The organism is Neobacillus sp. Fa239 (genome assembly GCF_055395235.1).
This window is the reverse complement of record NZ_AP041611.1, coordinates 2,670,463-2,694,096: the sequence shown is the minus strand read 5'-3', so window position 1 is coordinate 2,694,096 and position 23,634 is coordinate 2,670,463. Positions and strand designations below refer to the sequence as shown.

21 protein-coding genes, 2 pseudogenes and 1 riboswitch are annotated in these 23,634 nt (G+C 36.6%); of the genes and pseudogenes, 4 read left to right on the top strand and 19 right to left on the bottom strand.

The features are described 5' to 3' along the window. Positions 1–97: 97 nt before the first annotated feature. Positions 98–259 (top strand): annotated as a pseudogene (locus tag ACZ5XR_RS12950) (spore coat protein); the annotation flags it as partial. A 160-nt stretch (positions 260–419) separates the two neighbouring features. On the opposite strand, the gene ACZ5XR_RS12945 reads toward ACZ5XR_RS12950, so the two are convergent. The 10 genes and pseudogenes from ACZ5XR_RS12945 to ACZ5XR_RS12900 all read right to left on the bottom strand — a co-directional run bounded on the left by ACZ5XR_RS12945 (position 420) and on the right by ACZ5XR_RS12900 (position 7,655). Beyond that, positions 420–1,517, bottom strand: a complete 1,098-nt coding sequence (locus ACZ5XR_RS12945; RefSeq protein WP_464502040.1) for an L-dopachrome tautomerase-related protein — start codon at positions 1,515–1,517, stop codon at positions 420–422. 158 nt (positions 1,518–1,675) lie between these two features. Beyond that, positions 1,676–1,864 carry a hypothetical protein gene (locus ACZ5XR_RS12940; RefSeq protein ID WP_464502039.1) on the bottom strand — a complete coding sequence of 63 codons (189 nt, stop codon included), beginning with the start codon at positions 1,862–1,864 and terminating at the stop codon, positions 1,676–1,678. A gap of 24 nt (positions 1,865–1,888) precedes the next feature. Continuing rightward, complete coding sequence (locus ACZ5XR_RS12935; protein WP_464502038.1) at positions 1,889–2,227, bottom strand: DUF5655 domain-containing protein; 339 nt, start codon at positions 2,225–2,227, stop codon at positions 1,889–1,891. A gap of 165 nt (positions 2,228–2,392) precedes the next feature. Then, positions 2,393–2,563, bottom strand: coding sequence for a hypothetical protein (locus ACZ5XR_RS12930; RefSeq protein WP_464502037.1), 171 nt, complete (start codon positions 2,561–2,563; stop codon positions 2,393–2,395). A gap of 44 nt (positions 2,564–2,607) precedes the next feature. Beyond that, a complete protein-coding gene (locus tag ACZ5XR_RS12925) occupies positions 2,608–2,835 on the bottom strand; it encodes a hypothetical protein (protein WP_464502036.1) in 228 nt (75 codons plus the stop codon). Positions 2,836–2,978: 143 nt separating this feature from the next. Beyond that, positions 2,979–3,314, bottom strand: a pseudogene (locus ACZ5XR_RS12920) (low molecular weight protein tyrosine phosphatase family protein). Positions 3,315–3,435: 121 nt separating this feature from the next. Then, positions 3,436–3,903 carry a UPF0158 family protein gene (locus ACZ5XR_RS12915; RefSeq protein ID WP_464502035.1) on the bottom strand — a complete coding sequence of 156 codons (468 nt, stop codon included), beginning with the start codon at positions 3,901–3,903 and terminating at the stop codon, positions 3,436–3,438. A 569-nt stretch (positions 3,904–4,472) separates the two neighbouring features. Then, positions 4,473–5,360, bottom strand: a complete 888-nt coding sequence (locus tag ACZ5XR_RS12910) for a YitT family protein (protein WP_464502034.1) — start codon at positions 5,358–5,360, stop codon at positions 4,473–4,475. A gap of 380 nt (positions 5,361–5,740) precedes the next feature. Next, positions 5,741–6,085, bottom strand: a complete 345-nt coding sequence (locus ACZ5XR_RS12905; protein WP_464502298.1) for a CBO0543 family protein — start codon at positions 6,083–6,085, stop codon at positions 5,741–5,743. A gap of 565 nt (positions 6,086–6,650) precedes the next feature. Beyond that, a complete protein-coding gene (locus ACZ5XR_RS12900; RefSeq protein WP_464502033.1) occupies positions 6,651–7,655 on the bottom strand; it encodes a DUF3231 family protein in 1,005 nt (334 codons plus the stop codon). A 332-nt stretch (positions 7,656–7,987) separates the two neighbouring features. Here ACZ5XR_RS12900 and ACZ5XR_RS12895 point away from each other — a divergent pair, with 332 nt between their 5' ends. Then, positions 7,988–8,140, top strand: a complete 153-nt coding sequence (locus tag ACZ5XR_RS12895) for a hypothetical protein (protein WP_464502032.1) — start codon at positions 7,988–7,990, stop codon at positions 8,138–8,140. 660 nt (positions 8,141–8,800) lie between these two features. Here ACZ5XR_RS12895 and ACZ5XR_RS12890 read toward each other — a convergent pair. Further along, a complete protein-coding gene (locus ACZ5XR_RS12890) occupies positions 8,801–9,049 on the bottom strand; it encodes a hypothetical protein (protein ID WP_464502031.1) in 249 nt (82 codons plus the stop codon). 553 nt (positions 9,050–9,602) lie between these two features. Beyond that, positions 9,603–9,716: riboswitch (TPP riboswitch) on the top strand. A gap of 170 nt (positions 9,717–9,886) precedes the next feature. On the opposite strand from ACZ5XR_RS12890, the gene thiC reads away from it, so the two are divergent. Beyond that, positions 9,887–11,662, top strand: a complete 1,776-nt coding sequence (gene thiC, locus ACZ5XR_RS12885; protein WP_464502030.1) for a phosphomethylpyrimidine synthase ThiC — start codon at positions 9,887–9,889, stop codon at positions 11,660–11,662. 275 nt (positions 11,663–11,937) lie between these two features. On the opposite strand, the gene ACZ5XR_RS12880 is transcribed toward thiC, so the two are convergent. The 3 genes from ACZ5XR_RS12880 to ACZ5XR_RS12870 form a co-directional block, all read right to left on the bottom strand. Beyond that, positions 11,938–12,576 carry an NAD(P)-dependent oxidoreductase gene (locus ACZ5XR_RS12880; RefSeq protein ID WP_464502029.1) on the bottom strand — a complete coding sequence of 213 codons (639 nt, stop codon included), beginning with the start codon at positions 12,574–12,576 and terminating at the stop codon, positions 11,938–11,940. 255 nt (positions 12,577–12,831) lie between these two features. After that, complete coding sequence (locus ACZ5XR_RS12875; RefSeq protein WP_464502028.1) at positions 12,832–14,478, bottom strand: P-loop domain-containing protein; 1,647 nt, start codon at positions 14,476–14,478, stop codon at positions 12,832–12,834. Between the two features lie 995 nt (positions 14,479–15,473). After that, positions 15,474–16,373, bottom strand: coding sequence for an RCC1 domain-containing protein (locus ACZ5XR_RS12870; RefSeq protein WP_464502027.1), 900 nt, complete (start codon positions 16,371–16,373; stop codon positions 15,474–15,476). 585 nt (positions 16,374–16,958) lie between these two features. Between ACZ5XR_RS12870 and ACZ5XR_RS12865 the strand changes: the two genes are divergently transcribed. After that, the gene (locus ACZ5XR_RS12865; RefSeq protein WP_464502026.1) at positions 16,959–18,137 is read left to right on the top strand and encodes a serine hydrolase domain-containing protein; all 1,179 of its coding nucleotides are present in this window, start codon (positions 16,959–16,961) and stop codon (positions 18,135–18,137) included. Between the two features lie 137 nt (positions 18,138–18,274). Here the strand turns inward: ACZ5XR_RS12865 and ACZ5XR_RS12860 are convergent, their stop codons facing one another. From ACZ5XR_RS12860 to nirD, 5 genes are all read right to left on the bottom strand, one after another. Beyond that, complete coding sequence (locus tag ACZ5XR_RS12860; protein ID WP_464502025.1) at positions 18,275–18,895, bottom strand: lysozyme family protein; 621 nt, start codon at positions 18,893–18,895, stop codon at positions 18,275–18,277. A gap of 162 nt (positions 18,896–19,057) precedes the next feature. Then, positions 19,058–19,612: a DUF1003 domain-containing protein gene (locus ACZ5XR_RS12855; protein ID WP_464502024.1), complete on the bottom strand. Its 555-nt coding sequence runs from the start codon at positions 19,610–19,612 to the stop codon at positions 19,058–19,060. A gap of 678 nt (positions 19,613–20,290) precedes the next feature. After that, the gene (cobA, locus tag ACZ5XR_RS12850; protein WP_464502023.1) at positions 20,291–21,100 is read right to left on the bottom strand and encodes a uroporphyrinogen-III C-methyltransferase; all 810 of its coding nucleotides are present in this window, start codon (positions 21,098–21,100) and stop codon (positions 20,291–20,293) included. Continuing rightward, positions 21,100–23,295: an assimilatory nitrate reductase catalytic subunit NasC gene (gene nasC, locus ACZ5XR_RS12845; RefSeq protein ID WP_464502022.1), complete on the bottom strand. Its 2,196-nt coding sequence runs from the start codon at positions 23,293–23,295 to the stop codon at positions 21,100–21,102. Before nasC ends, cobA begins: the two co-directional genes overlap by 1 nt. 15 nt (positions 23,296–23,310) lie before the next feature. Next, positions 23,311–23,631 carry a nitrite reductase small subunit NirD gene (gene nirD, locus ACZ5XR_RS12840; RefSeq protein WP_464502021.1) on the bottom strand — a complete coding sequence of 107 codons (321 nt, stop codon included), beginning with the start codon at positions 23,629–23,631 and terminating at the stop codon, positions 23,311–23,313. Positions 23,632–23,634: the final 3 nt, after the last annotated feature.

Here is a 23,634-nt window from a genome sequence, read left to right as displayed (position 1 = left end):
GTACACAAAACCCCTTGAGACTCAAAGGGTTTTAACTCGTGTTATTATCAATTATCCAGCAAGTACATATTGCTGAAATAGTGTTTTTGTGCTGAATGAAGAAATGCTCACTCGCCATTTAGTAGAAGCTCTTGATATGCATGAACAAGTATCCGCATATATGGTAGAAAAAGGATGGTACCATGCTTGGGATACAAACGAACAGATCAGTTTGGATTTAAATAATATCAATACAGCATTGAATTTACCGACATTATAAAAAAATTCCAGGAACAGTTTAACACTCACCAAATAAACTGTTCCCATTAAACCAGTTTGAGTTTATTTGGCACAGGGCAGAAGTAAATAAAGTTAATACCTCTTGCTTACTCGTGTTTGTTTTACACTATATAATGAAAACAATTATTTGACTATTTTTATTATGAAAAGGTCGGAGCAGGAAATTCATCAATTTTGATGCGAAGTAAACTATAAGGTTTCTGTCGTAAGTCTTTTCCATAATGAAATCTAGGCTGTCGATGTAATTGGTTCACAATGACATACAAATATTGATCAGGACCAATTGAAAAAGTATCCGGCCACAAAATCCTCGGATCATGTGCGATAGTTTCCATTATGCCATTGGACAATATCTTACGGATACTGTTGTTTTCATAATCTCCAGCATAAACAGTTCCCTTTGCATCGGTGATCATTCCATCAGACGCACCTTTTTCTCCCCAATACTCCACATGATAAGGTAAATCCATGTCCGGTATCGTTCTGTCTCTCAGGGCTTCTGTGGAGATTGAGAACAAATGACGACTGGTTAGTGGAGCAAAAAATAATATCTTTCCATCGGGAGAAATCGCAAGACTATCAGACGCCAATCTAAATGGAGAAGTTGAACCGTCTTTGTTTCGATTCATTAAAATTTGACCTTCTACTTTCGGTAAAAAATAGGGATCGGGTGAAGTTGAATTTGCCCCATTTAACCGTCTAAACGCGTTTCCATTTGATAAATCTACGACGATAATAGCTCCTGGTCCACTTGAAGAAGAATCCGTTATATAGGCATAACCAGCTTTTCCTACACGAAAATCAAAACGCACATCATTCAGATATGTTGTAGGCAGGACAACATCTTCTGTAAAGGTATATACATTTCTTATTGTATTGGTTTCTAAATCAACAGCGACTAATTTTGCCCCCCCTTTAATAGGTTCAGAAAAATTGGGTGCCGCTGTATCTAATATCCAAAGTGTTCCCCTTCCATCAGCAACTACACTTTGGACACTGATGAAAGTCATTGTGATATTCTGGGGATTAACCAAATTGGTTTGTAAATTAGGATAAGGCTGCAATTTATCCTCAACAATTTCCCCCACCGTAAATTTAACATCGTCTCCCCATTTCGGAAAGCAAATGAAAATACGACCGGTTTCTGAAACAGTAACACCTGTAGGCATAGCCCCATAAAATGCATAAACTAGTTCTAAATTACCGAAAGATTTTTCACTAGGTAACATAGGTTTCATAATATCCTCCTCAAACCTTCAAACGGGATATCACCTATATATGTTTTATATTTTTTCTAGTGCATGTTTCTTAATAAGTTTTTCTATACGAAAAGATGATTGAATTGATTGTTTTCGAAATTTTAATAAGTCTGTCAGAAGAAAGGAAACATTTTAATTTAAAGGTCTCCTGTCCAACCATACATAGGAAGAACAGTTACTGATATTAAGAAACCAATCGTAAAACGAGTAATAAATGAACCAATAATAGCAATACGTTTATCTTCAAATTTCATCTGGAGCATTATTAGTACAGATAATAATCCAAATATTAGACCAGATATAATTCCTAAGAAAATGCTGTTCATTGGCAATAAATATCCTTTATCTAACTAACTCATCAATTGATATGATTCTTTTAAAAGAACTAAAAACTCTTGATTTAGTTCGTCTACACTATTAAATCTAAAGTTATTGTGAAATCTGTTTTTGGAAACTTGTTCAATTTTAGTAATCTTCTCGTGTTCAATTTGATGTTTTGTTACTAAATTAAAATCTAACCATTTCTTTTTTGGATGAACTCCTCCAAAGGAAGATTTATTCAAAAGGTGTATAGAAGTCTTTTTAAACTCAATTTCAAAAGGTCCTATTTCTTTCAATAAATCGAGTATTTTTGAATATATTTCATAAACATTAGATGCCTTATTTGAGAATAATTCATCTTCTGACATATCGCCATCACCTGCTTTCACCTTAACATATTAAAATGTATTACCTTTATTTTGCCTCTTGTTACATCATTTTACCATTATCTTTATTCAAACTGCCCGTTAGCGGAACAAGAAAAGCGACTGCTCTAACTGAACAATCGCTACCCATAGCTATATAAGGATTTATTATTCTTTTCCCTCACTTGATTCAATTAACTTACTTATTATATATCCAACGATATATTCTCTCTGTGTTTTTTCTTCAATATCATCATTCTCAACAAGGTCATCAATTATCTTACTAATCAAGTTCCATAATGTAGTATTTTTAAATTGCGTATAAGGATGAGACACCATCTATTTACCTCCTTCACTCAAGCTACCCGTTAACTTATTAAAATTTATGAATGTCTAAAATACTTCCCAGCGTCTGTCTCTCTTCTGTTTGGGAAACTTTCCTTTGCTAAATCCTCAAGATGAAGTGTTCCGTGTATGCTATTAACTTTTTTCTTATCCACCATTTTTGAGTAGAATCTTGTATAGAAATCAGTGTCATCAAGGTTTGGGAAGTCACTTGCAAATGCAATATCTTGACCATTTGAAAAGTAAGCCAATTGGGTCCCATTCATCAATCAATTCTTTAACAGAACTATATTTATTCAAAAATATTCCACACCTTAAAAGTACATTTTCTATATGGTTATATTCACTTATCTTATTCAATCATCCTGCACCTTTAGCTCAATAAAAAAAGAGCTACCGCAGCAACCAATTATGAAAGCTCGATATGCTCTGAAACTCTTGACCTCAAAATCTCTATAAGTTCTTCATCCATAAACGTATATTCATCAGGAATATCTAAATCTAAACAAATGACTTTCTTATTTTCTTTTAACATTCTTCCAAATTTTTCTCGCAGTCTTCTGATGTGTTTCTTTTCCATAACAAATATTAAATCCGCCTAACCGATATGACCACTATTTACTTTAATGCGGGCATTGTTCTCTGTACCAGCAGACCGAACTTGATGTCCGCCTACTTCGTGGAAAATTTTCTCGGCGGTTAAACTTCTCCACCTGTTACGACTACATATAAATAATAACTTTATTTTTCTCACCTTTCTTTCAGAGATCATAACGGCTTAAATAAACTTGTTTTCTGAAATTAACTGCTTCTTTACTTTAATAAGGAAGGTAATTACCCTTAGTTCATTACTTGACCCTTTTATTCTATTCAATAAAACTTATTTTATTTTCCTGACACCATTCAATTGCAATTTGTTTGAAACACTCGTCACGGTATGAATACCACTGATCTTCAATTTCAAAATCTATTATTTTGCCCTTAAACCTTCTAAAGGCACCCTTTCCTTTAATTGCCCTTAATAAGGATTCCTGCTTCCGTTGATCCCTTACTGTTAAGCAAAAATTCTCCATTATTTCGTATTCATCCACTTCATATTGAGTAGGTAACTCAATATAATTTTCAAAGTTTTCAACCACATCTATGGCAATCATTCTATTTTCTTGTTCCCATTCAGGTAAATGATCAAATGGTTTTTCGTCTTCAGCAGCTCTCAAGTCATCAGATGTTACTATCACTATTTCACCCGTTCTAATATTTAGTAAAGACCGTGACTCTTCCAACTGTATTTCCATTTCATCAATTATATCTTTTAGTTTGACTTGAATATTCATTATTAGATCACCTCTTGTTATTTTTTTACTAATACACCCCTATTGTTTAAGTACAACATTTCACAATCTTGATTTTGAAATAAGAAAAATGGCGACTCTCATCTTGAAAAATTAAATTTTCATTTGCTAACCATTTCTGTTCTAAAAAGTTTAATTTTTTTTACTGTTTCTTGGCTTTTTTTTGAGCTTTTCATTTCTATTTTTGTTTGCCTTGAACATCCAAGTAATAATATCAACAAATCTCTCAATTACATATTCAAAAGCCGACATGGTATTTACCTCCGTGGAGGTTTTTTGGTTTTTTACTCAAACTTTATCAAAATACCCCAAAATGTAAATGATTCCATTTTATTTATTATTTTTAAACAGTTGAAGAACAGAAAAATAGGAATAGCCATAGCCATCCCGTCTTAAATATAAGCACCCGTTTGTTTAAGTACATCTTTTCACAATGTTGTGCCTTGAGTAACATTTTAGCGATATTACATATGTCAAAGACAAAAAAACACATTGTACGTTTGAAGCAGCAGCTATGTAATTTTTATATCCACTACCTATTCGATTATGGATTAATGAATGTCCTTTTTCTTAAACCGACCACCATAAACTGCAGAAACATCTGAAGTAATGGTAAATGCTTCAGGATCTATCTCCTTAATAATATCTTTTAGCTTTGTATCCTCTAGCCTTGTAAAAGCACATAGAATAACACGTTTATCTTCACCGCTGTAAGAACCTTCTCCATGGAGAAAAGTGACGCCACGCCCTAATCGTTCTGTAATGGCATCTGCTATCTCATCGGTGTTATCACTAATGATATATTTGCATTTCATATCACCTAATCCTTTTACCACAATATCAATGGTTTTAAACGCAATAAAATAGGTAAGCATTGAAAACAAAGCATTTTCTATAGAAAATACAAAGGCAGCCAATGAGAAGATAATCACATTCACAGCCATGATGATCTCCCCGACTGAAAATGGCACCCTTTTTTCAATTAAAATAGATAATGTTTCAGTACCATCTAAAACTCCTCCATTTCTGATTGCTAAACCTACCCCAATTCCACATATGACACCGCCAAAAACAACTGACAGAAGCTGATCATGTACCATTGGGTCTATATGATGCATGAATGAAGTAATCACAGAAAGAGCTATGATTCCATAGAGCATACTAAAAGCAAATGTTTTACCGATTTGCTTATAACCTAAGAAGAAGAAAGGTAAGTTTAAAATGACTAAAAATATACTAAGGTTAATTGAAGTTACGTGACTTAAAATCATAGATAAGCCCGTCACTCCACCGTCAATTATATTATTCGGAATTAAAACAGCTTCTAACCCGTAAGCCATAATACTGGCACCAATTGTAATAAAAAAAGACCTTTTGACAACATTTCTTACAGTTAATTTTTTATGTTTTATTTTCTTTTTTTCTTCACTTGTATTCATAAAGCTTTCCCCCTTATATTTATATATTTTAAAAATCACAGAGAATATGTGTTTTTTCAGGACATAGCTTGTTAGATAGTAAATAAAAATTCAATTAAACATGAGTAAAAAATTATTCATTTGTCTCGAAAACACAAAAGGAGCTTGTTACCAAATAGGCATAATAATCCCATGGTGACAGGCTCCTCCATATTAGTACGTAATTTTATTCTTTATAATTGTATCACATACCGGAGAATATTCTCTTTTGTATAATTAAAATATGTGTTCTGGTAGTTCAACTAACGCCCCCGTTACTTTAAGTACAGTCCTTCACAAACTAATAATTCGGTGAATTAGAATATTGTATTACCCATGATGAAGTATTACCCCTATTCACATTAATATAGCTTTTTATTTATTAATTCAATTAAAACTTTAACAAAACATGCCAACAAAATGTAAATCGGAAAAGAATAAAAATATTTCCACTTGTATAAAACATAAATTCCCATCCAATGAAATAGCGGTTCTACTACGAAAGATATTAAAGCGGAAATAAGAATATTGGCTAATACGAAGTTGAACCATTTATGCCCGTATTTTTGATAGACCAGCATAAAAATTACTGGTAAATAACTTAAATCAAATGGTACTAAAGGCGGGATAAATGCCCAATACAGGCGAATTGGATAAGCCCATGCCCCATGATTAGTTCCAATCATATCGAATATAAGTGAAAAAATCCCAAAAATTTAACCGTAGATTAAAATCAAAAGAGTTCGCTTTTTATCAACAATTTTTACCCATACAATCCACGTTCAAATTGTTCCTAACAATGTAAATGCCCAAATGTGAACTATTTGATTTTTAGTAAGTTGTTTAGCCATCATATAAACAACTGAATTAACAGCTAAAACAGAAATAACCAATAACACCATTATCTAATTTCACCCTATATAATAAGAACATTTTATTTATCTTACTTATTTTTTCCTATTAATAGTGAATAATTCCAATCTAATCATATTATAATTTTCTAATTAAACTAACCTACTTACTTTAGTGGAACAAGGAAAAGGGCTGCCGCAGCAACCCATTCTTGAACTCTTGCACCGGTTACTTTAAATGTAATTTTTCACAATCTCTCTCCATATTAATATGGAAAAGGCGATACCCCCTAAAAGCATCGTCAGCACCCATCCAAATATTTAATTTTGTGGTTATTCATCTATTAAGATGGGATGTTTAGGACCATCTATGGAACATGAAAGTTCTACTTCGCAGATTCCTGAGTTTTTCCACAAGAGGTCATTTATCTGCTAATTTTTTTCGGTCTGGATAGGTTGGAGGCTGTTCGAGCCATCTATTTTTAATCATTAATTCTGCTCCGTCCTTCATATAATTCCCCACTTTTTTCGTAATGTTCGCATATTTCACTTGTATATCGGTCCGGAGGCTTGCTGTTGCGGATAGGGCGTACAGCCCGAAACCAAAGGCGGCAAGCTGATCGATAAAGGTAAGCATCAGCTTATCAGAATAGGGCGCTTCCGTCGAATCCGTTACGAATACATCCCAAGCTTCCGGCACCACAACATCTGATTCCAAAAGGGAATTGGTCAAGTCCTCTATGATTTCCTTAGATAATTGGCTTCCCTCTTCAAAATGTTTTTTCACTTCTTTATCGTTCGCCACTTGGGTAAAAGCGGTGCAAATCATCATCCCAATTGTATTCACCTTGATATTGAAAAACAGATGGGATACCTCCATGACATTCAACGGGCGTTTTTCGCCGAAAATCGGCATTCCCCCTAAATAGTGGTTGGTCGTCACGAATTCATTACGTTCAGGGACGGGAATAATGGGCGGTCGGATATACTCCCCTCGCTCCATTAATAAATCTTCCACCTTTATGTACGATTGTTTTGCTTGATCCAGGTGTCCAATATGCAGGTTCTTTACATCCTTCCGAGAAGATAGTGCCAACAAAGATACATCTTTAGTCATGGCAGCTTTCGATGCTATTTGCAGATAATATAGGACAAGCCCGTCGGTCAGGAGTTTCGGTGCCTGTACATTCACATCATTTTCCGTGAAACCGACTGGTTCTTTCATTCTTTCCATTTTCATGATCGAGGAAATCTGCTGAACGAATTCTTCCATAAATAGGAGCTCTTCTTTAACCAATTGGCTGATTGTTGCATCCTCTATATGTGCGGATATGTGCCTGAATAAACCAATTTGCATGGTGGTTTCCATATAGGAAAACCATAATGTGCCTATTTCTGAAGAGGTTAGATTTACTTGTTGCTCCATCGTAACACCCTTTCAATTTCATTCTATTTATGATTCCCTAGAAAAGGATATCTATTCCAGTTTGGCTAATAAGGTTTATCTCTTCTTCTTGAACAAACCTGCCCGTTAGCCATCCATGAAGCACAGCTTCACCACAAAGGATGGAATTTTAAATCGTTCTTCCATGGTAGTTTAACAAGCCCCTTTTCATTTGCTCCACATTCAGATAGAAGTTTGAAATTAATCCGTTTTTAGTACTAAAGTGGTAAAATGCTTGAGATAATATCTCGCTTACATAATTAATCCTTAATTGGTAAAAATCTTTAATACCAACATAAAAAGGGGTAATATAAATGTTTTCATCTACCAGAAAGAAGCTCGATACAATTATAAAGATGGGTATTGGAGCTGGATTGCTTACAACTATTTTCACTGGCTCTCTTTTTATATTTGCTATTTCAATCATTCGTAAAATTAATAAGATAAACCAAAAGCTTGGGAATTAGTCCTTGCTTTTTTAGTTCGCCTTATTCTTCAAACACGCATTTAAACGTTTTGTTTTCTTCCACAAAACTGCAACCGTTAGTGGAACAAGAAAAGCGATTGCTCCTATTGAACAATCGCACGTTGAAGAAAACTCAAACATTCTACGGCGTTTTTATACGGTTTTTATACAGTGGTAAAACCAAATTCTCAAAATTGGCTTACAATCGTAATTAGTGAACTTTCCATTATCGAGTATCTCTTTTTCCCTACTCAGTAACAATGACTAGGATTATCTTCTAAATAAAAGACATCACTGCCATCCCATCGAGATTTATCCACCTTCAAATGCTTTCCATCCCACAATGACCACCGCAGCGATCATTGTCGTAAATCGATCTTTCACTCAAGCACCAGAAAGTTTAACAAGAAAAGCGTTCTATAAATGAAATAACCACTTAACTTCTAACTTTTTGAGGGGTACAAACAACATTAATATTTCTTTACCTCTTTTACAATAGTTCGTTCCACTAATAATTGATAAATATAAATAACGATTGCTGTTACAACTGACAATATGTAAAAATGTTTTGGTCGCATTTTCTTGAACTCGAATACTCCAACTTTAGCGGAAAATTTTGCGATAGGGAATGCAAGGAGATAATCTAGTACAGCATTTAATGTTATGTACTCACTGTATCTTTAACAATTGCTTTCAATTGTGCTGAAGGAACCATTGAACTCTCTTCGTTTGCTGCTGCTGAAATTCTTTTTAACCTTTTCAAGTTAATTAGCGGACCAGCGACACACATCAGAACTAGCACTCCCAATGTTACATTTATCCATGCTACCTTCCATCCCCAAGTAGTGATTACCAAGTACAATCCTGGTATTAAAACAAACAACACTGTAATGGGTAGAAATTCATCCAACTTTACTCCCTTTTTTGCTAAAGCTTGTAACTGTTTTGTCTCATTGCAACGAAGCATATTAATCCTGGTTTTCCACAGTATAGCCTACTGAAACAAACATGGCTATCGCTCCTAAAATATGTACCGCCAAAGCTACTTTGTACAACATTGTTGAATACCCCCATCGTTTTCTTTAGTGCGTAACGTAAACATTTTACTCAAGAGAATTACCTTTAAAGATAGAAAATGGATAATATAAATTTATTAAATTTAGAAAATTTTTGATTGCCCTTCGTTATTTATATCATCTTAGTATTGTGGTATTTAACGACATACCTATCCGCCCCATAAATCTGAACACTAGTACAAAAATAAAAGCTGCCGATTTGGCAACTTTGCTCTTCAATTACATACATACTGTCAATAACTGGATGTTTCTTCCTATGTTTTGTGTGTGAACTGTTTCCATTTTTAAGGAAATTTCTTAGGATTAAAAACCTATTTTAAATTTATCTCTTTCAAAATATTGGACACTATGTTATTATCAACCTTAAAGTTTCATAAATAGTTCCACAAGCTCTACTGGGGGGGTCCGATGGCTCGGACTGAGAAAAGAATGCGTAAAATTCTTTGACCCTTTGAACCTGATCTGGATTATACCAGCGTAGGGAAGTAGTTTCGAGGCGTCATCGTTTTATTGGGTACGCGCCACTACTTTTTGACGATTAATCAGGTTCTGTGCAAACAGAACCTTTTTTTATTGTCTTTTATTACTTGATTGACCCTAAAGGTTACTGGTAATGAACTATGCTGTAACTTCTAGATCGCAAAATTAATCTATTTTTAGGAGGAAGTTACATGCAAAAACAAGCACATGTAAACATTGAGTTGAAATCGCAATTTACCGGAAGTAAAAAAGTCTATGTCGAGGGCTCAAGACCAGATATTAAAGTCCCAATGAGAGAAATTGAGTTAAGCAGAACAGTTACTTCCTTTGGGGAGGAAGAAAATGCCCCTATTCGTGTTTACGATACGAGTGGACCATACACAGACTCGAATTACAATATAGATGTTAGAAAAGGGCTTCCTGCTTTACGCAAGAAATGGATTCTCGAACGTAATGATGTTGAGGTGTATGAAGGAAGAGAAATAAAACCTATAGATAATGGATACCTTGAAGGTGATGAGCGTGCCAATCTTGAATGGTTTCCTTCTAGTGACAAAACGACTCTTCGTGCAAAAGAAGGGCAAAATGTCACACAAATGCATTACGCTAAAAAAGGGATCATTACTCCTGAAATGGAGTTCATAGCAATTCGTGAAAATGTAGATCCAGCCTTTGTTCGTGACGAAGTTGCTCGTGGAAGAGCGATTATACCGTCCAATATTAATCATCCTGAGAGCGAACCCATGATTATCGGACGTAATTTTCATGTGAAAATCAATGCGAACATTGGTAATTCTGCTGTCACATCTTCCATTGAACAAGAAGTTGAAAAAATGACATGGGCGACTCGATGGGGTGCCGATAACATTATGGATCTATCAACAGGGAAAAATATTCATACGACTAGGGAATGGATTGTTAGAAACTCCCCTGTTCCAGTTGGAACAGTACCAATTTATCAAGCTCTTGAAAAAGTGAACGGAATTGCCGAGAATCTAACATGGGAAGTTTATCGTGATACATTAATTGAACAAGCGGAACAAGGCGTCGATTACTTTACTATTCACGCTGGTGTGTTATTACGGTATATCCCTTTAACAGCTAAAAGGACAACAGGGATTGTATCCCGTGGCGGTTCTATTATGGCTCAGTGGTGTTTAGCTCATCATCAAGAAAATTTCCTCTATACTCATTTTGAAGAAATTTGTGAAATTCTGAAACAATATGATATTTCCGTTTCGCTTGGCGATGGATTACGTCCAGGCAGCATTGCCGATGCCAATGATGAAGCACAATTTGCTGAGCTCGAAACCCTAGGCGAATTAACAAAAATTGCCTGGGAGCATGATGTTCAAGTGATGATAGAAGGTCCAGGTCATGTACCGATGCACATGATTAAAGAAAACGTGGATAAGCAAATGGAAATTTGTAAAGAAGCTCCTTTTTATACTTTAGGACCTTTAACTACAGATATTGCTCCAGGATATGACCATATTACATCTGCTATTGGCGCTGCAATGATCGGGTGGTTTGGAACAGCTATGCTTTGCTACGTAACACCAAAAGAACACCTAGGCTTACCAAATAAAGACGATGTCCGTGATGGTGTAATTGCCTATAAAATTGCCGCCCATGCTGCTGATTTGGCTAAAGGTCACCCAGGTGCTCAAATTAGAGATAATGCGTTATCAAAAGCACGCTTCGAATTCAGATGGGAAGACCAATTTAATCTATCATTGGATCCGGAACGGGCAAGGGAATACCATGATGAAACCCTTCCAGCAGAAGGGGCAAAAACAGCTCATTTTTGCTCCATGTGTGGTCCGAAATTTTGTTCGATGAGAATTTCTCATGACATTCGGGGGATGGCGAATGGAGAAACATTGAGTGATGAATTAGACATCGAGGAGGGCATGAAGAAAAAAGCAGAGGAATTTGTCCACGATGGATCAAACATTTATCGATAATTTCAGCCACAACGAGATAAAGAATTTAAAGGAAGAAGTAGAAATTCTCCAGCAAAAGATCCATCATTTGCAAGAGATCATCCAATACATCCAGTATCATTGTAAACATATATTCTTGGAAACCTCGGGTATGAGGGAATGCAAGAAGTGTGGTTTCGCTGAGAGTACCTATTATTGATTTAGCACCAAAGTTAGATGAATCTTGTTGAGTAAATATGATAGGCAGCCTGTCGAAACAGGCTGCCTATCTTATTAATGGGTACAAATCTGTAAAATTATTCCGCTTCCCCAACGACTGAAAAACGTTCATTTTTATGTTGTGGATTTTCGATTTCATCTAAAACAGCGATTGCGTAATCGGCATAGCTGATATAGCTTTCACTTTTCGAATTAAGGATTAATTGGTCTTTCCCCTTTTGGTAAGAACCTGTTCGTTTACCTTCTGGATTAAAGAACGCTGCTGGGCTAATATAAGTCCATTGAATTCCTTTTGTGTCTTGTAGCTCTTTAAGGTTTTTCATCATGTTTGAAGCAGTAGGAAAATAGGCTGCAGGGAAATCTGGAGTCTCTAGTAATCGCACAGTTTTTGCCTCATCTACAAATAAGCTTCCTGCTCCGCCAACAACGATTAATCTTGTCTGTGGAGCACCTTTAAGTGCTTCGATTAATACTTTGCCAGCTTCTACATGCTGATGTTCTTGTCCTCGTGCATTAAATGCATTTACTACTACATCAAAATATTTTATATCTTCTGAATTTAAATCAAAAATATTTTTTTCCAGAACAGCAACTTGTTCATTTTGAACCTTTGATGCATCTCTGACAATTGCAGTAACTTCATGACCTCTTTCTACAGCTTCTTTTAAAATAAGGCTTCCTGCCTTACCACTGGCACCAATAATACCGATTTTCATTTATAGTCCTCCTATATCATTCGTATAGATGTAACAATTGCTATTACATGTAACTATTTTAATTACAGGTAGGAACTTTGTCAATACACTAGAAGAATCCTTTTCTATTTTCTCTCTTTTTTTAGTTATACAATTTGTAATTAATGAGTAAAATGACAGGTGCACTTCTCGTATCCGAGAGTGCACCTAATTTCCAAACGCTTTCGAAATTCCTTCACCAATTCCATTTGATCCACCAGTAATAATGCAGCGTCATTATGACAGATTACTCCGTGCTTGTTCAGGGTGCTCAAATTGAATAAAGTTCAAGTGTTTCATTCGGTTTATGACAGATAATACTTCATTAATTCTAGGTAATTCAAGCCATCTTTCGAAACCAGGAAAAAAGGAAGAAAATACAACATCCACTCCTTCTCTCTCCATTTCTTCGAGAGCTTTTTTGATCTTTTCATGAAGAAAGATGTGGCGATCCTGATTACTTATAGCGATTTTTCGAATTAAAAAGGCAATAGCTGCAAGCTGGGCGTGTGATGTGATATTGTAAAGCCCTCTGATATCAATTTGTTCATCACCAATCATCATGTATCCCATGGTTGAAACCATCAGCTTTTCTGTACCACTGCCCTGTGGATAGCTCGAAAAGTGATCGGTTGTTATTTTTCTATCTATCTCCCATTTTGTAAGGGGGATACGTTCTTGTTGTTTGTCGTGTTCACATAAATTTTTTGCTTCCTGGGTTACGTTTTTTGGCACAAAATTGTCCATCAGGATGACTTGATCGGCAACGGATAAAAATTCACCGCTCCCTCCAATAACAAGAACGGAAGATACGCCAACAGCCTCATAAAGCTCCCTGACACGTTCCGTAAAAGGGGTAATGGGTTCATGCTTGATTAATGAACGCATTTTGATGTCTTGAATCATAAAATTGGTCGCACTTCTGTCTTCATCAATTAGAAGAAGCTTACACCCATAGTTGATTGCCTCCATAATATTTGCGGCTTGAGATGTGGAACCTGAGGCGTAGTCAGTTGAAAACTGTTCAGCCGAACGATTGGGTATCCATTTTATGAAAGGCGTAATATTGATATTTTTTATGGAACGGCCTTCTTCTGCAGATATTTCCATTGCACTTTGATCTGTAATCACAAATTCTCGTCCGTCTCCTATGATGTGATTGTAAATCCCCGCATTTAGTGCATCCAGCATTGTGCTTTTACCCGAATAACCACCGCCGGTGATGACCGTCACACCATGTTTTATTCCCATTCCTCGTACACCACAAATTTCAACTTCTACATCTTCCGGGGATGTAAAAGGCAAGGCATCCTTTAGTGGCCCGCTGTTGTCTTTATTTCTTGGCAAAATGGTGCCATTCGCAATAAACGCACAATAACCACTTGATTTCAGCCATTCGCGAATCATATTTTGTCTTTTTACCAATTCATAGGCAGCATTTAATCTGGTGAGATCAAACTTGGCAATTAACTCCTCCACTTTTTTGGGAAGCATTTTGCAGAGCATGCGCATAGCTTTATCATTATTCTTGAATGGAAGTTGAACTGTAATCATTAAGCAAAGATACCATTTTTTCGAGGTGACTTCGACAAAGGATGCATTACGTTGCAACACCACATTGGTTGGACGAAAACAATAAAAAGCACCATTTTCTTTATCAGAACGTGACCGGTTATAAATCAATTCATTTAATGCCTCAATATGATCAACCCATTCTCTTAATGCAAAATCTGAGAGAACAACTTGATTCATATTTTCATCTAAGCCGAGACGGTCAAACGGTATTTTTATGGTGATACATGGCTTATCTTGAGTGAGTTTATGTGTCCGTTCAAGTAAAAAGGCAACATCATTATTCCAATAGATTGGGTCTTCATAAATCATACTGTAAGATGATTGTCCGGATTGTAATGAGCGAAAATATTGAGCGAGTCTTTTAATAAAACATCATCCTTTCATATTTGAAATGCGGTGAATGACGGGTAACGATATCTCAAGAAGGGGGTCCCTTATCCTTTGGAACAAGGTATCGTCGAAATGGATGGACCCCTAATCTCCAGGTATGAGCCTGCCCAAACATCAAGCGGCACTGCTTGAAATTTTCTTCTAAGTAATTCCAGTTCAATACATATTCCCCCTAATTGAGTTCAGATCAATTTGTAAGACGTACGATTAAATCCTAACCAATTTCAAAATAAAACCACTATTGTTGCCTCTTTTTTTCCTAAAAAAATAACAGCCACTCCGTAAGTGGCTGTCATAGATCGGCAAAGAAAGCTTAAAAGTTCCTTCTGCCTAAATATAAAAAGCCCTGAGAGTGAAACCTACCCTCAGAGCCTAATGTTTTCGTAAAAAAATAACTAAAAAGCAGCAATATGAGGATAAGACGTATATTTTTTTGTTAACATTGTCCTCACCTCATTACGTTTTATTTTTACAGCAACACAATCATAACATGAATTTAACCATTTGAAAATAGGCGTATCGTTTCCCCTAATGAACCCATACCGCAATGGTTTTCATCTCACTTCCTTTTTAATAAGTATTCTTGTCCTTAGTTAAGTAACCAGCAAAAGTAAAATAAGCGGACATTTTTCGGTTAAATGCAAAATGGATCTCGTTTCGGGGTATATAAGAGAAGGTTTTCCGATTATGCATAGAAAAATGGCCCCATTTTCACGTTTTTCGAGTAAATAGACGGAATCACTCCGTCTATTTAAGCTATTTTTAATGATAATTTCTAATTAAGCGAAATTTTTCCGTTTATTTATCTGATCGGTTTCTAACCTAATCCTTATCTGATCGGTTTCTTAACCTGATCCGCCAACCGATAAGAGCGGACAATTCCATTTTCACGTCCAATTCCTTGCCCTTGGAAACTAGGAAGGGCTAGGTAGTTGGATACCGCGCCAGCTGCTTACATCGCATTGTCCATATTCATTATCACCCACTGCAATCATCGTGCCGTCAGATTTAAGTCCGATGGTATGAGTGCAACCCGCCGCAACTGCTACAATATTGCACCAGTCACTTACATCGCATTGACCATACTCATTCCATCCCACAGCCGCCACAGTACCGTCCGATTTAAGTCCGATCGTATGACTACTACCCACCGCTATCGCCACAATATCGCTCCAGCCGCTCACATCGCATTGTCCTACCTTATTTTGACCAACAGCAACCACAGTGCCGTCCGATTTAAGCCCAACAGTATGAAGATAACCCGCTGCAACCGCCACTATGCCGCGCCAGTCGCTTACATTGCTTTGGCGATACCTATTATTACCCACAGCCGTCACCGTTCCGTCCAATTTAAGACCGATAGAATGCCAGTCACCCGCCGCAACCGCCGCAATATCATGCCAGCCGCTTACATTGCATTCACCTTCATTATTTCGTCCCACGGCTACCACCGAACTATCCGATTTAAGCCCAATGGTATGACGCCAACCCGCCGCAACCGCTACAATATCGCGCCAGTCGTTTACATCGCATTGGCCATGTTTATTCCAACCCACAGCCGCCACAGTACCATCAGATTTAAGACCGATTGTATGAGCATTACCCGTGTTCGTCGCCATATGAACATTAGCAGCAGCGACCGCCATAATATCGAGCCAACCGCTTACATTACATTGTCCAAATTTATTATCACCCACAGCCGTCACCGTTCCGTCCGATTTAAGCCCAATGGTATGACGACGACCAGCCGCTATTGATTCTCTAGTCCCCCGTTTGACGTTAAACACCGCTTCTTTCGGTGAAATGTAATCCATGTTTTACCTCCTTGAAAACTCAACAGTATTTTAATAATTAAGTATGTATCATCTTTAATATAAAAAGCCGTGGGTTATTCTAAGCCGTTCTCTTTTGGAGTACCCGCAGCTTTAAAAATTGGCTTGACCGTAAAATCGGTCCTTGTTTTAAACAAGAATTCAATGTTCATATAAACTCTTCTAGAAAATTTTGTGCTTTTTATGAAAATTTAATTTTAATAACGAACAATAAACATTTAAACTAAGTAAGGAGAAAGGCTTGAAGTAGATTTTGAAATTACTTATATAAAATTTCATCCACCTATATACCATAAGCTGGACGGAGTCATTGAAATTCCATTAGTTTTTCATGCACATTATTAGCCAACCTCTCCTGGATATTTTTTCAGAAATTTATATTATGATGGAGCCTAGTGGAGACTCCGTTGTGATTTCCAAGAAAGTAATGCAAAAATAACCTTTACAGGATTTTATTAATAATCATAGAACATATTAGTAGTTTTCATAAGTATGGTAACATGCCTTTATTTTATCAATATTGCACATTAATGAAATTACTCCATATTAAATGGAAAGGTGAGCTGCATGAATGAATTACGTTCAGATTCAGTAAGACGAAAAAGAAAATTAAAAAAAGAGGCTAAAGTTGGTCTAGTTGTAGTGACGTTAGTGATTATCTTTGTATTTTGGGCAATACATCATATTTTTGAGTCAAAAAAACCATCTGCTCATATATCAACAGCACATGCCGTTTCTAAAGGAGTTCCAAAGGGATTTTCAAATGTTAAAAAAACATCTGATATGCATCAGGATGTCTCAAATGATGCTGCGATTGATCGTTATTTGAATAATCTACATTTCAATGGTACAGCTTTAGTGATTAAAAACAACAAAGTAATCCTTGATAAAGGATACGGTGAAGCCAATTTCGAAAAAAATATTCAAAATAGTGCTAATACCGTATACTATATTGCCTCTATTTCAAAGATATTTGTTTCTACTTCTATTATGCAACTTCAAGAAAAAGGGTTGCTAAATATCAATGACCCAGTTTCTAAATATATCCCTGACTTTCCATATGGAAATCAAATCAAACTGTATCACTTATTAACTCATACATCAGGTATTCCAGAACACTCAGAAACTGCTAAAGCCATATCTCATGATGAGCTAATGAAAAAGATAGAAAAAGGACATTTGCGGTTTGCTCCAGGTACCGGTTGGCTTTATAGCGATTCAAACTATGCCATTCTTGCTTATATTCTAGAAAAGGTAACTCACAGCACTCTTCAATCCTATGTTCAACAACATATCTTTTCACCATTAAAGATGTATCATTCTGGATTTGGCGATGCTTTCAACGAAGAACCACAACCATCAACAGGATACAAACTGAAACATCATAAATTGGTAATACCCACCTTACCTGATATGTCTCAATTGTTTGGCTGTGGAGATATTTATACAACAGCCTATGATATGTATTTGTTTGACAAAGGACTTTATAATGGAAAATTATTATCAAGCCATTCATTAACTAAAATATTTACCCCTGTCCGACACGATTATGGCTTCGGAATGTATCATAACCCAGGTAGTTACTCCGACCATGGTGTGCTTCCAGGATGGAATACTTTAAATAGCTTTAACTTAACAGGAAATAAATTTGTTATTTTATTCACTAATGTCCAAAATAAAATCAAATCACTTGGTGTTGTAGATAATCATATATATGGATTGTTAAGAAATAAAAAATACACATAAAGCGCGGATGGTTCTGCGCTTTATTTAAATGACTTAATAAATCGGCGATGAACCTAATAACCTTGACAGCAGACTACTACCAATAAAAAAATACATAAAAAGAGCCGAATAATATAATTTCCGGCTCTTTTTACATCTTATTTAGTACTAGCAGTCAATGAATATAAATTCTTAGTCACCTTTTCACTATAAGAGTAGTCACCATAACAATATGGATACCGCGATTTAAAAAGATGTTTTTTGCAAGCATAAATCTTAGGGTGCTTTTGAACTTGTAATAGGGAAAAATCTTTCGCTAATTCTTCTCTATGTTTTCCTCCATGTTTTGCTACATAATTAATGTAACCCATACCCATATTATAAGCTTGAATAATGGTCGCGAAATCTACCTGTTTTTCCTGACCGTAAGCAAGGATTTTTCGAAAATGTTTTACTCCTATTTGAATACTTTCATTTGGAGAAGTAATCGAATTCGGAGGTAATCCTATCGATTCTGATGATTGCATGGGGTCTCCGCCTTTACCATGACTTTCTTGCTGCATTAATGCAATGAGAACTGGGGTGTATTTTTCAAGATGGTATTTTGCTAATTCATTATGAATAAGCGGAGCGTATTTTTTAACTTTTACAAATGGATCCCGTTGAAAATAAGGAAGATCATTGTTCCAATAACAGAAAGTGAATAATACAACTAATACAAAGAAAGGCACAAGCAAGACGAAGCTGGATTGAATCTTATTCAGTCTTCGTGAAATCATTTATAGTTCTCTCCTATTTTTATTCCTTTATTAATTATATAGCATAATTTCTCGATAGTATCTAGAGAAACCCTTCTTATTATGTCAAATTTAGGCTTCTTGGTTATTCGGCCCCTTTCGAGAAAACTAAAATGACCCCTAGAGGACCATCCTAAGGGTCATTTATCTTGTTCTTTCATTCGTTTGTTTAGAATCTAATAACAGCTTCTTAATTTCCTTCAGTTCGTCTTCCATTCGGTGGAGGTGTTTTTGCATATCGTCAATCTCCTGCTCCGCTTTATAGTTAATGGCGAAGTCAATGATTGACTCGTGCTTATCCTTTGCTGCCTGTCGGTTTTGGCTCATCATAATCACAGGAGCTTGGAAGGCTGCAATAAAGGATAGGCACAGATTCAGTAAAATAAAGGGCGGTTTATCAAAGTGGAATTGCGTAAATGACAACGTGTTCCATATTATCCAAACAAATAAGAAGGTTGCAAAATAAATAATAAATTTCCAGCTGCCGCCGAAGGCAGCGATTCGATCTGCCAAACGATCAGACCAGCTTGTTTTTCTTTGGTATGTTTCATCTAAGTTGGTTAGAATGCTCTTCTCATAACTATCCACTAGTCGATCAATTCGGTGAGTATTTTCCTGATTTAACTCAATATCAAATCCCTGAATTTGGGCTGCTTCCTTACTTTGCGGTTTTTTAATAAATAACGACATTTTTGACATTTTGACTACCTCCTTGGTTTTAGGCAGTCAGATCCAACTTTATCCCGTAGAAGAGGAGCTGTAGCCACTCTCTAATATGGTTTTTATTTTTGATCCAACGACCAATAGACTAGCTGGTTCTGGCTCCGGTTCAAATGAACTTCGACTATCCATAGAATGGCTCAACCCCCTCTCAAGTATCGATATGATGGCTCAATAGTTTACTCATCTTGACAGAGCCTTGTCACTGCATATATCCGAGACAATCTGGTGATGGAAACCTGAAACAAAAGTATGACTTTATAATTTACATTATCCATTCATAATCTATAATTAATATGAAAAGTAACACGATTTTATCATTAAATTTGGTTGAAATAATTTTTTTCATTATTTTCCCCTCATTTTGTCTCACAGTCCCTAATATAACATCCTATTTTTAAATTTCTTTAATAGTAAGGTGAAAATTTTATTAATATTCAACTTTGACATATCCTAATGAAAATCCTTTAGAAAAAGATAATGACCTATTCAGCAGATGAATAAGTCATTTTGATTTTTTTTCAGGTTGAACAAATCGTTCTAATATTTATTGTGCAGTTACTTTTGAATCCCATTTTTTTTGATGTAAACATTTTTAGAACATGATACGATTAGAAAAGTTGAATACTATAATCTACAACCACCTCGTTTTTACAGTCAAAGTACCTCTTGCTTTTTTGTGATAAAGGAATAGTCCTCATTCCTCTTTTTATTCTCGGAAATAAACCATTTCAATTTATCTCGAAGTCTCACTACCTCTCCAACGACAATAATGACTGGTGGTTGGAATGAAGCCTTTGCAGCCTCTATAACAATGTTCCATAACTCTCCAGTTAGTACCTCTTGCTTTTCAATTGTACCGTAACGGATTAAGGCAACCGGTGTCCTTCTGTCTCGACCGTTGGAGATGAGTTGTTCCTGAATATAAGGGAGATTCGTCATCCCCATATAAAAAACAATCGTATCAACACCCTTAGCTAGATGAACCCATTCATTCTCCTTCATGATTTGGTCTGCACGACGGTGTCCAGTTATAAAAGCAACTGATGAGGAACAATCACGATGTGTTAAAGGAATACCTGCATATATGGGTGCTCCAATACCAGATGTGATACCAGGTATGATTTCAAATGGTATTTGATTTACCGCACACCTCTCTGCTTCCTCTCCGACACGCCCAAAAATACTTGGGTCCCCACCCTTCAATCGGACAACAGTCTTACCTCTCATCGCGTAATCAATAAGAAGTTGATTGATTTGTTCTTGTGGGATCGTATGATTGCCTTTCTCCTTGCCACAATCAATTAGTTCAGCATCTTTAGATGCATAATGAAGTAATTCCGGATTGACCAATCTGTCATAGACAACGACATCCGCAGCCTTCAACATTTCCATTCCCTTTATTGTGATTAATTTTGGATCACCAGGACCTGCCCCTACAAAAAACACCTTTCCAGAACGTTCCATTAAGCGAGCACCTCACTCTTCTCTAATTGACCTGCCAAACTTAAAGAACAATCAATAGGTTTTTGCATCTCAAGTTTTGTTACTTTTACCGCACATGCTTTGAATTCTGGCATAAAAGATTGCGGATCAAGTTCTGGTAAAGTCAACTGGTTAATACACTCAAACCCTTCCCAGTGAAAAGGTATGAACACAGTATCTTCACGGATACCTTTTGAAAATTTAACCGGCAGAACTATCTCACCTCGTCGAGATTGTACGCATGCATCACACTTATCTGTCAACCCAAGGTTAGTTGCCGTTACAGGGTGGATCTCTATATACGGTCTGGATTCCTTATTTAATTCAGGCGTTGATCTTGTCTGCACCCCTGTCTGGTATTGAAGCAAAATCCGTCCCGTCGTTAGAGTCAACGGGAACTCATCATCCGTTTTCTCCAGAGGGAATTGATGCTTAATCGGTAGCACACGTGCTTTACCACCTTTATGATTAAAAATACCATCATTAAACAAACGCGGTGTACCAGGATGAGATTCACTTGGACAAGGAGAGAATACACCTTTCTCTGCCTCAATTCTTTTATAAGAAATACCAGAGTAGTCAGCAATACCCCCTTTACTTGCTAAACGAAGCTCCTCAAATATTTGTTTTGCATTCTGATAGGTGAAATATGGTTTTTTCCCAAGAAGAGAAGAAATCTCACATAGTATTTTCCAGTCTAATTTGGCATCACCAGGCAGTTTCCTTACGGCGCGGCGCAAAATAACCCTTCCTTCTAAATTCGTCATTGTCCCTTCGTCCTCTAAATAAGTGGAACCAGGAAGAATCAAATCCGCAAGTGATGCTGTTTCAGACATAAGCGTGTCAATCACAATCAAAAAATCGAGTTTTTTTAGTGCAGTCTTTACGAAATTTGTATTTGGACTAGATACTGCAGGATTTGACCCCAGCACCAGTAGTCCACGTATTTCCTTTTGATTCATTTTTTCAAACATTTCATAAGCTGACACCCCTTTTTCAGGGATTGAAGCTTCATCAACTCCCCAGACTTTAGCCATGTGCATTCGATGCTCTGGATTTTCTATTGATCTGTATCCTGCTAACTGATCCGCTTTTTGCCCGTGCTCCCTGCCTCCTTGACCATTTCCCTGTCCCGTAATCGTTCCAAATCCACATCCATTTTTTCCAATTTTCCCCGTCAAGAGCACAAGGTTAATAAAATTGCGGACGATTTGAACACCTCTCGCATGTTGTTCGACCCCTCTGGCAGTAAAGATGAACCCTGTCTTCGCTTTGCCATATAAACGAGCCGCCTCCACAATCATTTCTTTTGTTATCCCTGTCATTCGCTCTACTTTGGTCAATTCTATTGCACGAGCAAACGCAAGAAGCTCGGCTGCTCCTTCTACGGAACCCTGTATAAAGGAATGATTGACGTAGTCCTCATCGACGATAACTTTTAGCAGCCCATTTACAAGTGCGGCATCCGCACCTGGCTTTACCTTTAGATGTAGGTCTGCTATTTTTGAAGTGGGCGTTTCCCTTGGGTCAATGACAATAATTTTTCCTCCATTTGCTTTTGCTCTGCGGAAATAGGGCATCATGGTTGGCTGGCATTCGGCGACGTTAGAGCCGGCTAAAATGATACACTCAGCATCTGGAATTTCACTTAAGGGATTGGTAAACCCTCTGTCCATACCGAATGCTTGATTGGCTGCACTAGCAGCAGAAGACATACAAAAACGTCCATTATAATCAATATATTTAGTACCTAAAGCAACACGGGCAAATTTTCCAAGCAGATACGCTTTTTCATTGGTTAATGCCCCGCTCCCATAGACACTCATCGCATTTTTCCCGTAATTCTTTTGAAGGGAAGTAATCTTTTCATAAATCCATTCATAAGCTTTTTCCCATGAGATAGGGGTAAAGGACTGATCCTCTTTTAACAAAGGGGTTTGTAAACGAGCAGGACTAACCGCATGAGAATGGGAGTAAATGCCCTTTGGACATAGTCTACCTTCGGAAACTGGATCACTTTTCAGTGGTGTAGCCTTGTATTTTGTTGTCTGATCTGACCTTTCCTCATCAAGATTTATTTTGCATTGCATACTGCAAAAAGGGCATTGTGTCTCGTAATGGTTTTTCCTATAACGAGGATATTCTCGCTCCCGGAATCCCTCCAAAAAGTTCGACATTTTCCTCTCCCCCTCTTATAGTGTGATGTATACTTCGTCTCCCTTGATGGACACATCATACTTCCTTACACAACCATGGTCAGGGGCTTGTACATACCCATCCTTTAAATCAATTTTCCAATCATGCAACGGACAAAAGACATATTCACCAGACACAATCCCTTCTACTAAAGGTCCTCCTTTGTGTGGACAACGGTTTTCAACAGCATGAAAGATACCATTTGTTAGATGGAAAACGGCAATAGAACGATCTTTAATTTCCACAAGTTTCCCAACATTTTCTTTAAATTCGTTAATATTTCCAATTTTCATCTCTGTTAAAGCTCTCATGAACATGTT

What these genes read in the sequence shown, in the direction of transcription:
- ACZ5XR_RS12945 (WP_464502040.1), bottom strand. Translation starts at nt 1,517, where the DNA reads ATGAAACCTATGTTACCTAGTGAAAAATCTTTCGGTAATTTAGAACTA.
- ACZ5XR_RS12855 (WP_464502024.1), bottom strand. Translation starts at nt 19,612, where the DNA reads ATGTCAAAAATGTCGTTATTTATTAAAAAACCGCAAAGTAAGGAAGCA.
- thiC (WP_464502030.1), top strand. Translation starts at nt 9,887, where the DNA reads ATGCAAAAACAAGCACATGTAAACATTGAGTTGAAATCGCAATTTACC.
- ACZ5XR_RS12875 (WP_464502028.1), bottom strand. Translation starts at nt 14,478, where the DNA reads ATGATTTATGAAGACCCAATCTATTGGAATAATGATGTTGCCTTTTTA.
- ACZ5XR_RS12895 (WP_464502032.1), top strand. Translation starts at nt 7,988, where the DNA reads ATGTTTTCATCTACCAGAAAGAAGCTCGATACAATTATAAAGATGGGT.
- cobA (WP_464502023.1), bottom strand. Translation starts at nt 21,100, where the DNA reads ATGGAACGTTCTGGAAAGGTGTTTTTTGTAGGGGCAGGTCCTGGTGAT.
- ACZ5XR_RS12930 (WP_464502037.1), bottom strand. Translation starts at nt 2,563, where the DNA reads ATGGTGTCTCATCCTTATACGCAATTTAAAAATACTACATTATGGAAC.
- ACZ5XR_RS12925 (WP_464502036.1), bottom strand. Translation starts at nt 2,835, where the DNA reads ATGAATGGGACCCAATTGGCTTACTTTTCAAATGGTCAAGATATTGCA.
- ACZ5XR_RS12915 (WP_464502035.1), bottom strand. Translation starts at nt 3,903, where the DNA reads ATGAATATTCAAGTCAAACTAAAAGATATAATTGATGAAATGGAAATA.
- ACZ5XR_RS12865 (WP_464502026.1), top strand. Translation starts at nt 16,959, where the DNA reads ATGAATGAATTACGTTCAGATTCAGTAAGACGAAAAAGAAAATTAAAA.
- ACZ5XR_RS12935 (WP_464502038.1), bottom strand. Translation starts at nt 2,227, where the DNA reads ATGTCAGAAGATGAATTATTCTCAAATAAGGCATCTAATGTTTATGAA.
- ACZ5XR_RS12910 (WP_464502034.1), bottom strand. Translation starts at nt 5,360, where the DNA reads ATGAATACAAGTGAAGAAAAAAAGAAAATAAAACATAAAAAATTAACT.
- nasC (WP_464502022.1), bottom strand. Translation starts at nt 23,295, where the DNA reads ATGTCGAACTTTTTGGAGGGATTCCGGGAGCGAGAATATCCTCGTTAT.
- ACZ5XR_RS12940 (WP_464502039.1), bottom strand. Translation starts at nt 1,864, where the DNA reads ATGAACAGCATTTTCTTAGGAATTATATCTGGTCTAATATTTGGATTA.
- ACZ5XR_RS12900 (WP_464502033.1), bottom strand. Translation starts at nt 7,655, where the DNA reads ATGGAGCAACAAGTAAATCTAACCTCTTCAGAAATAGGCACATTATGG.
- ACZ5XR_RS12860 (WP_464502025.1), bottom strand. Translation starts at nt 18,895, where the DNA reads ATGATTTCACGAAGACTGAATAAGATTCAATCCAGCTTCGTCTTGCTT.
- ACZ5XR_RS12870 (WP_464502027.1), bottom strand. Translation starts at nt 16,373, where the DNA reads ATGGATTACATTTCACCGAAAGAAGCGGTGTTTAACGTCAAACGGGGG.
- ACZ5XR_RS12880 (WP_464502029.1), bottom strand. Translation starts at nt 12,576, where the DNA reads ATGAAAATCGGTATTATTGGTGCCAGTGGTAAGGCAGGAAGCCTTATT.
- nirD (WP_464502021.1), bottom strand. Translation starts at nt 23,631, where the DNA reads ATGTTCATGAGAGCTTTAACAGAGATGAAAATTGGAAATATTAACGAA.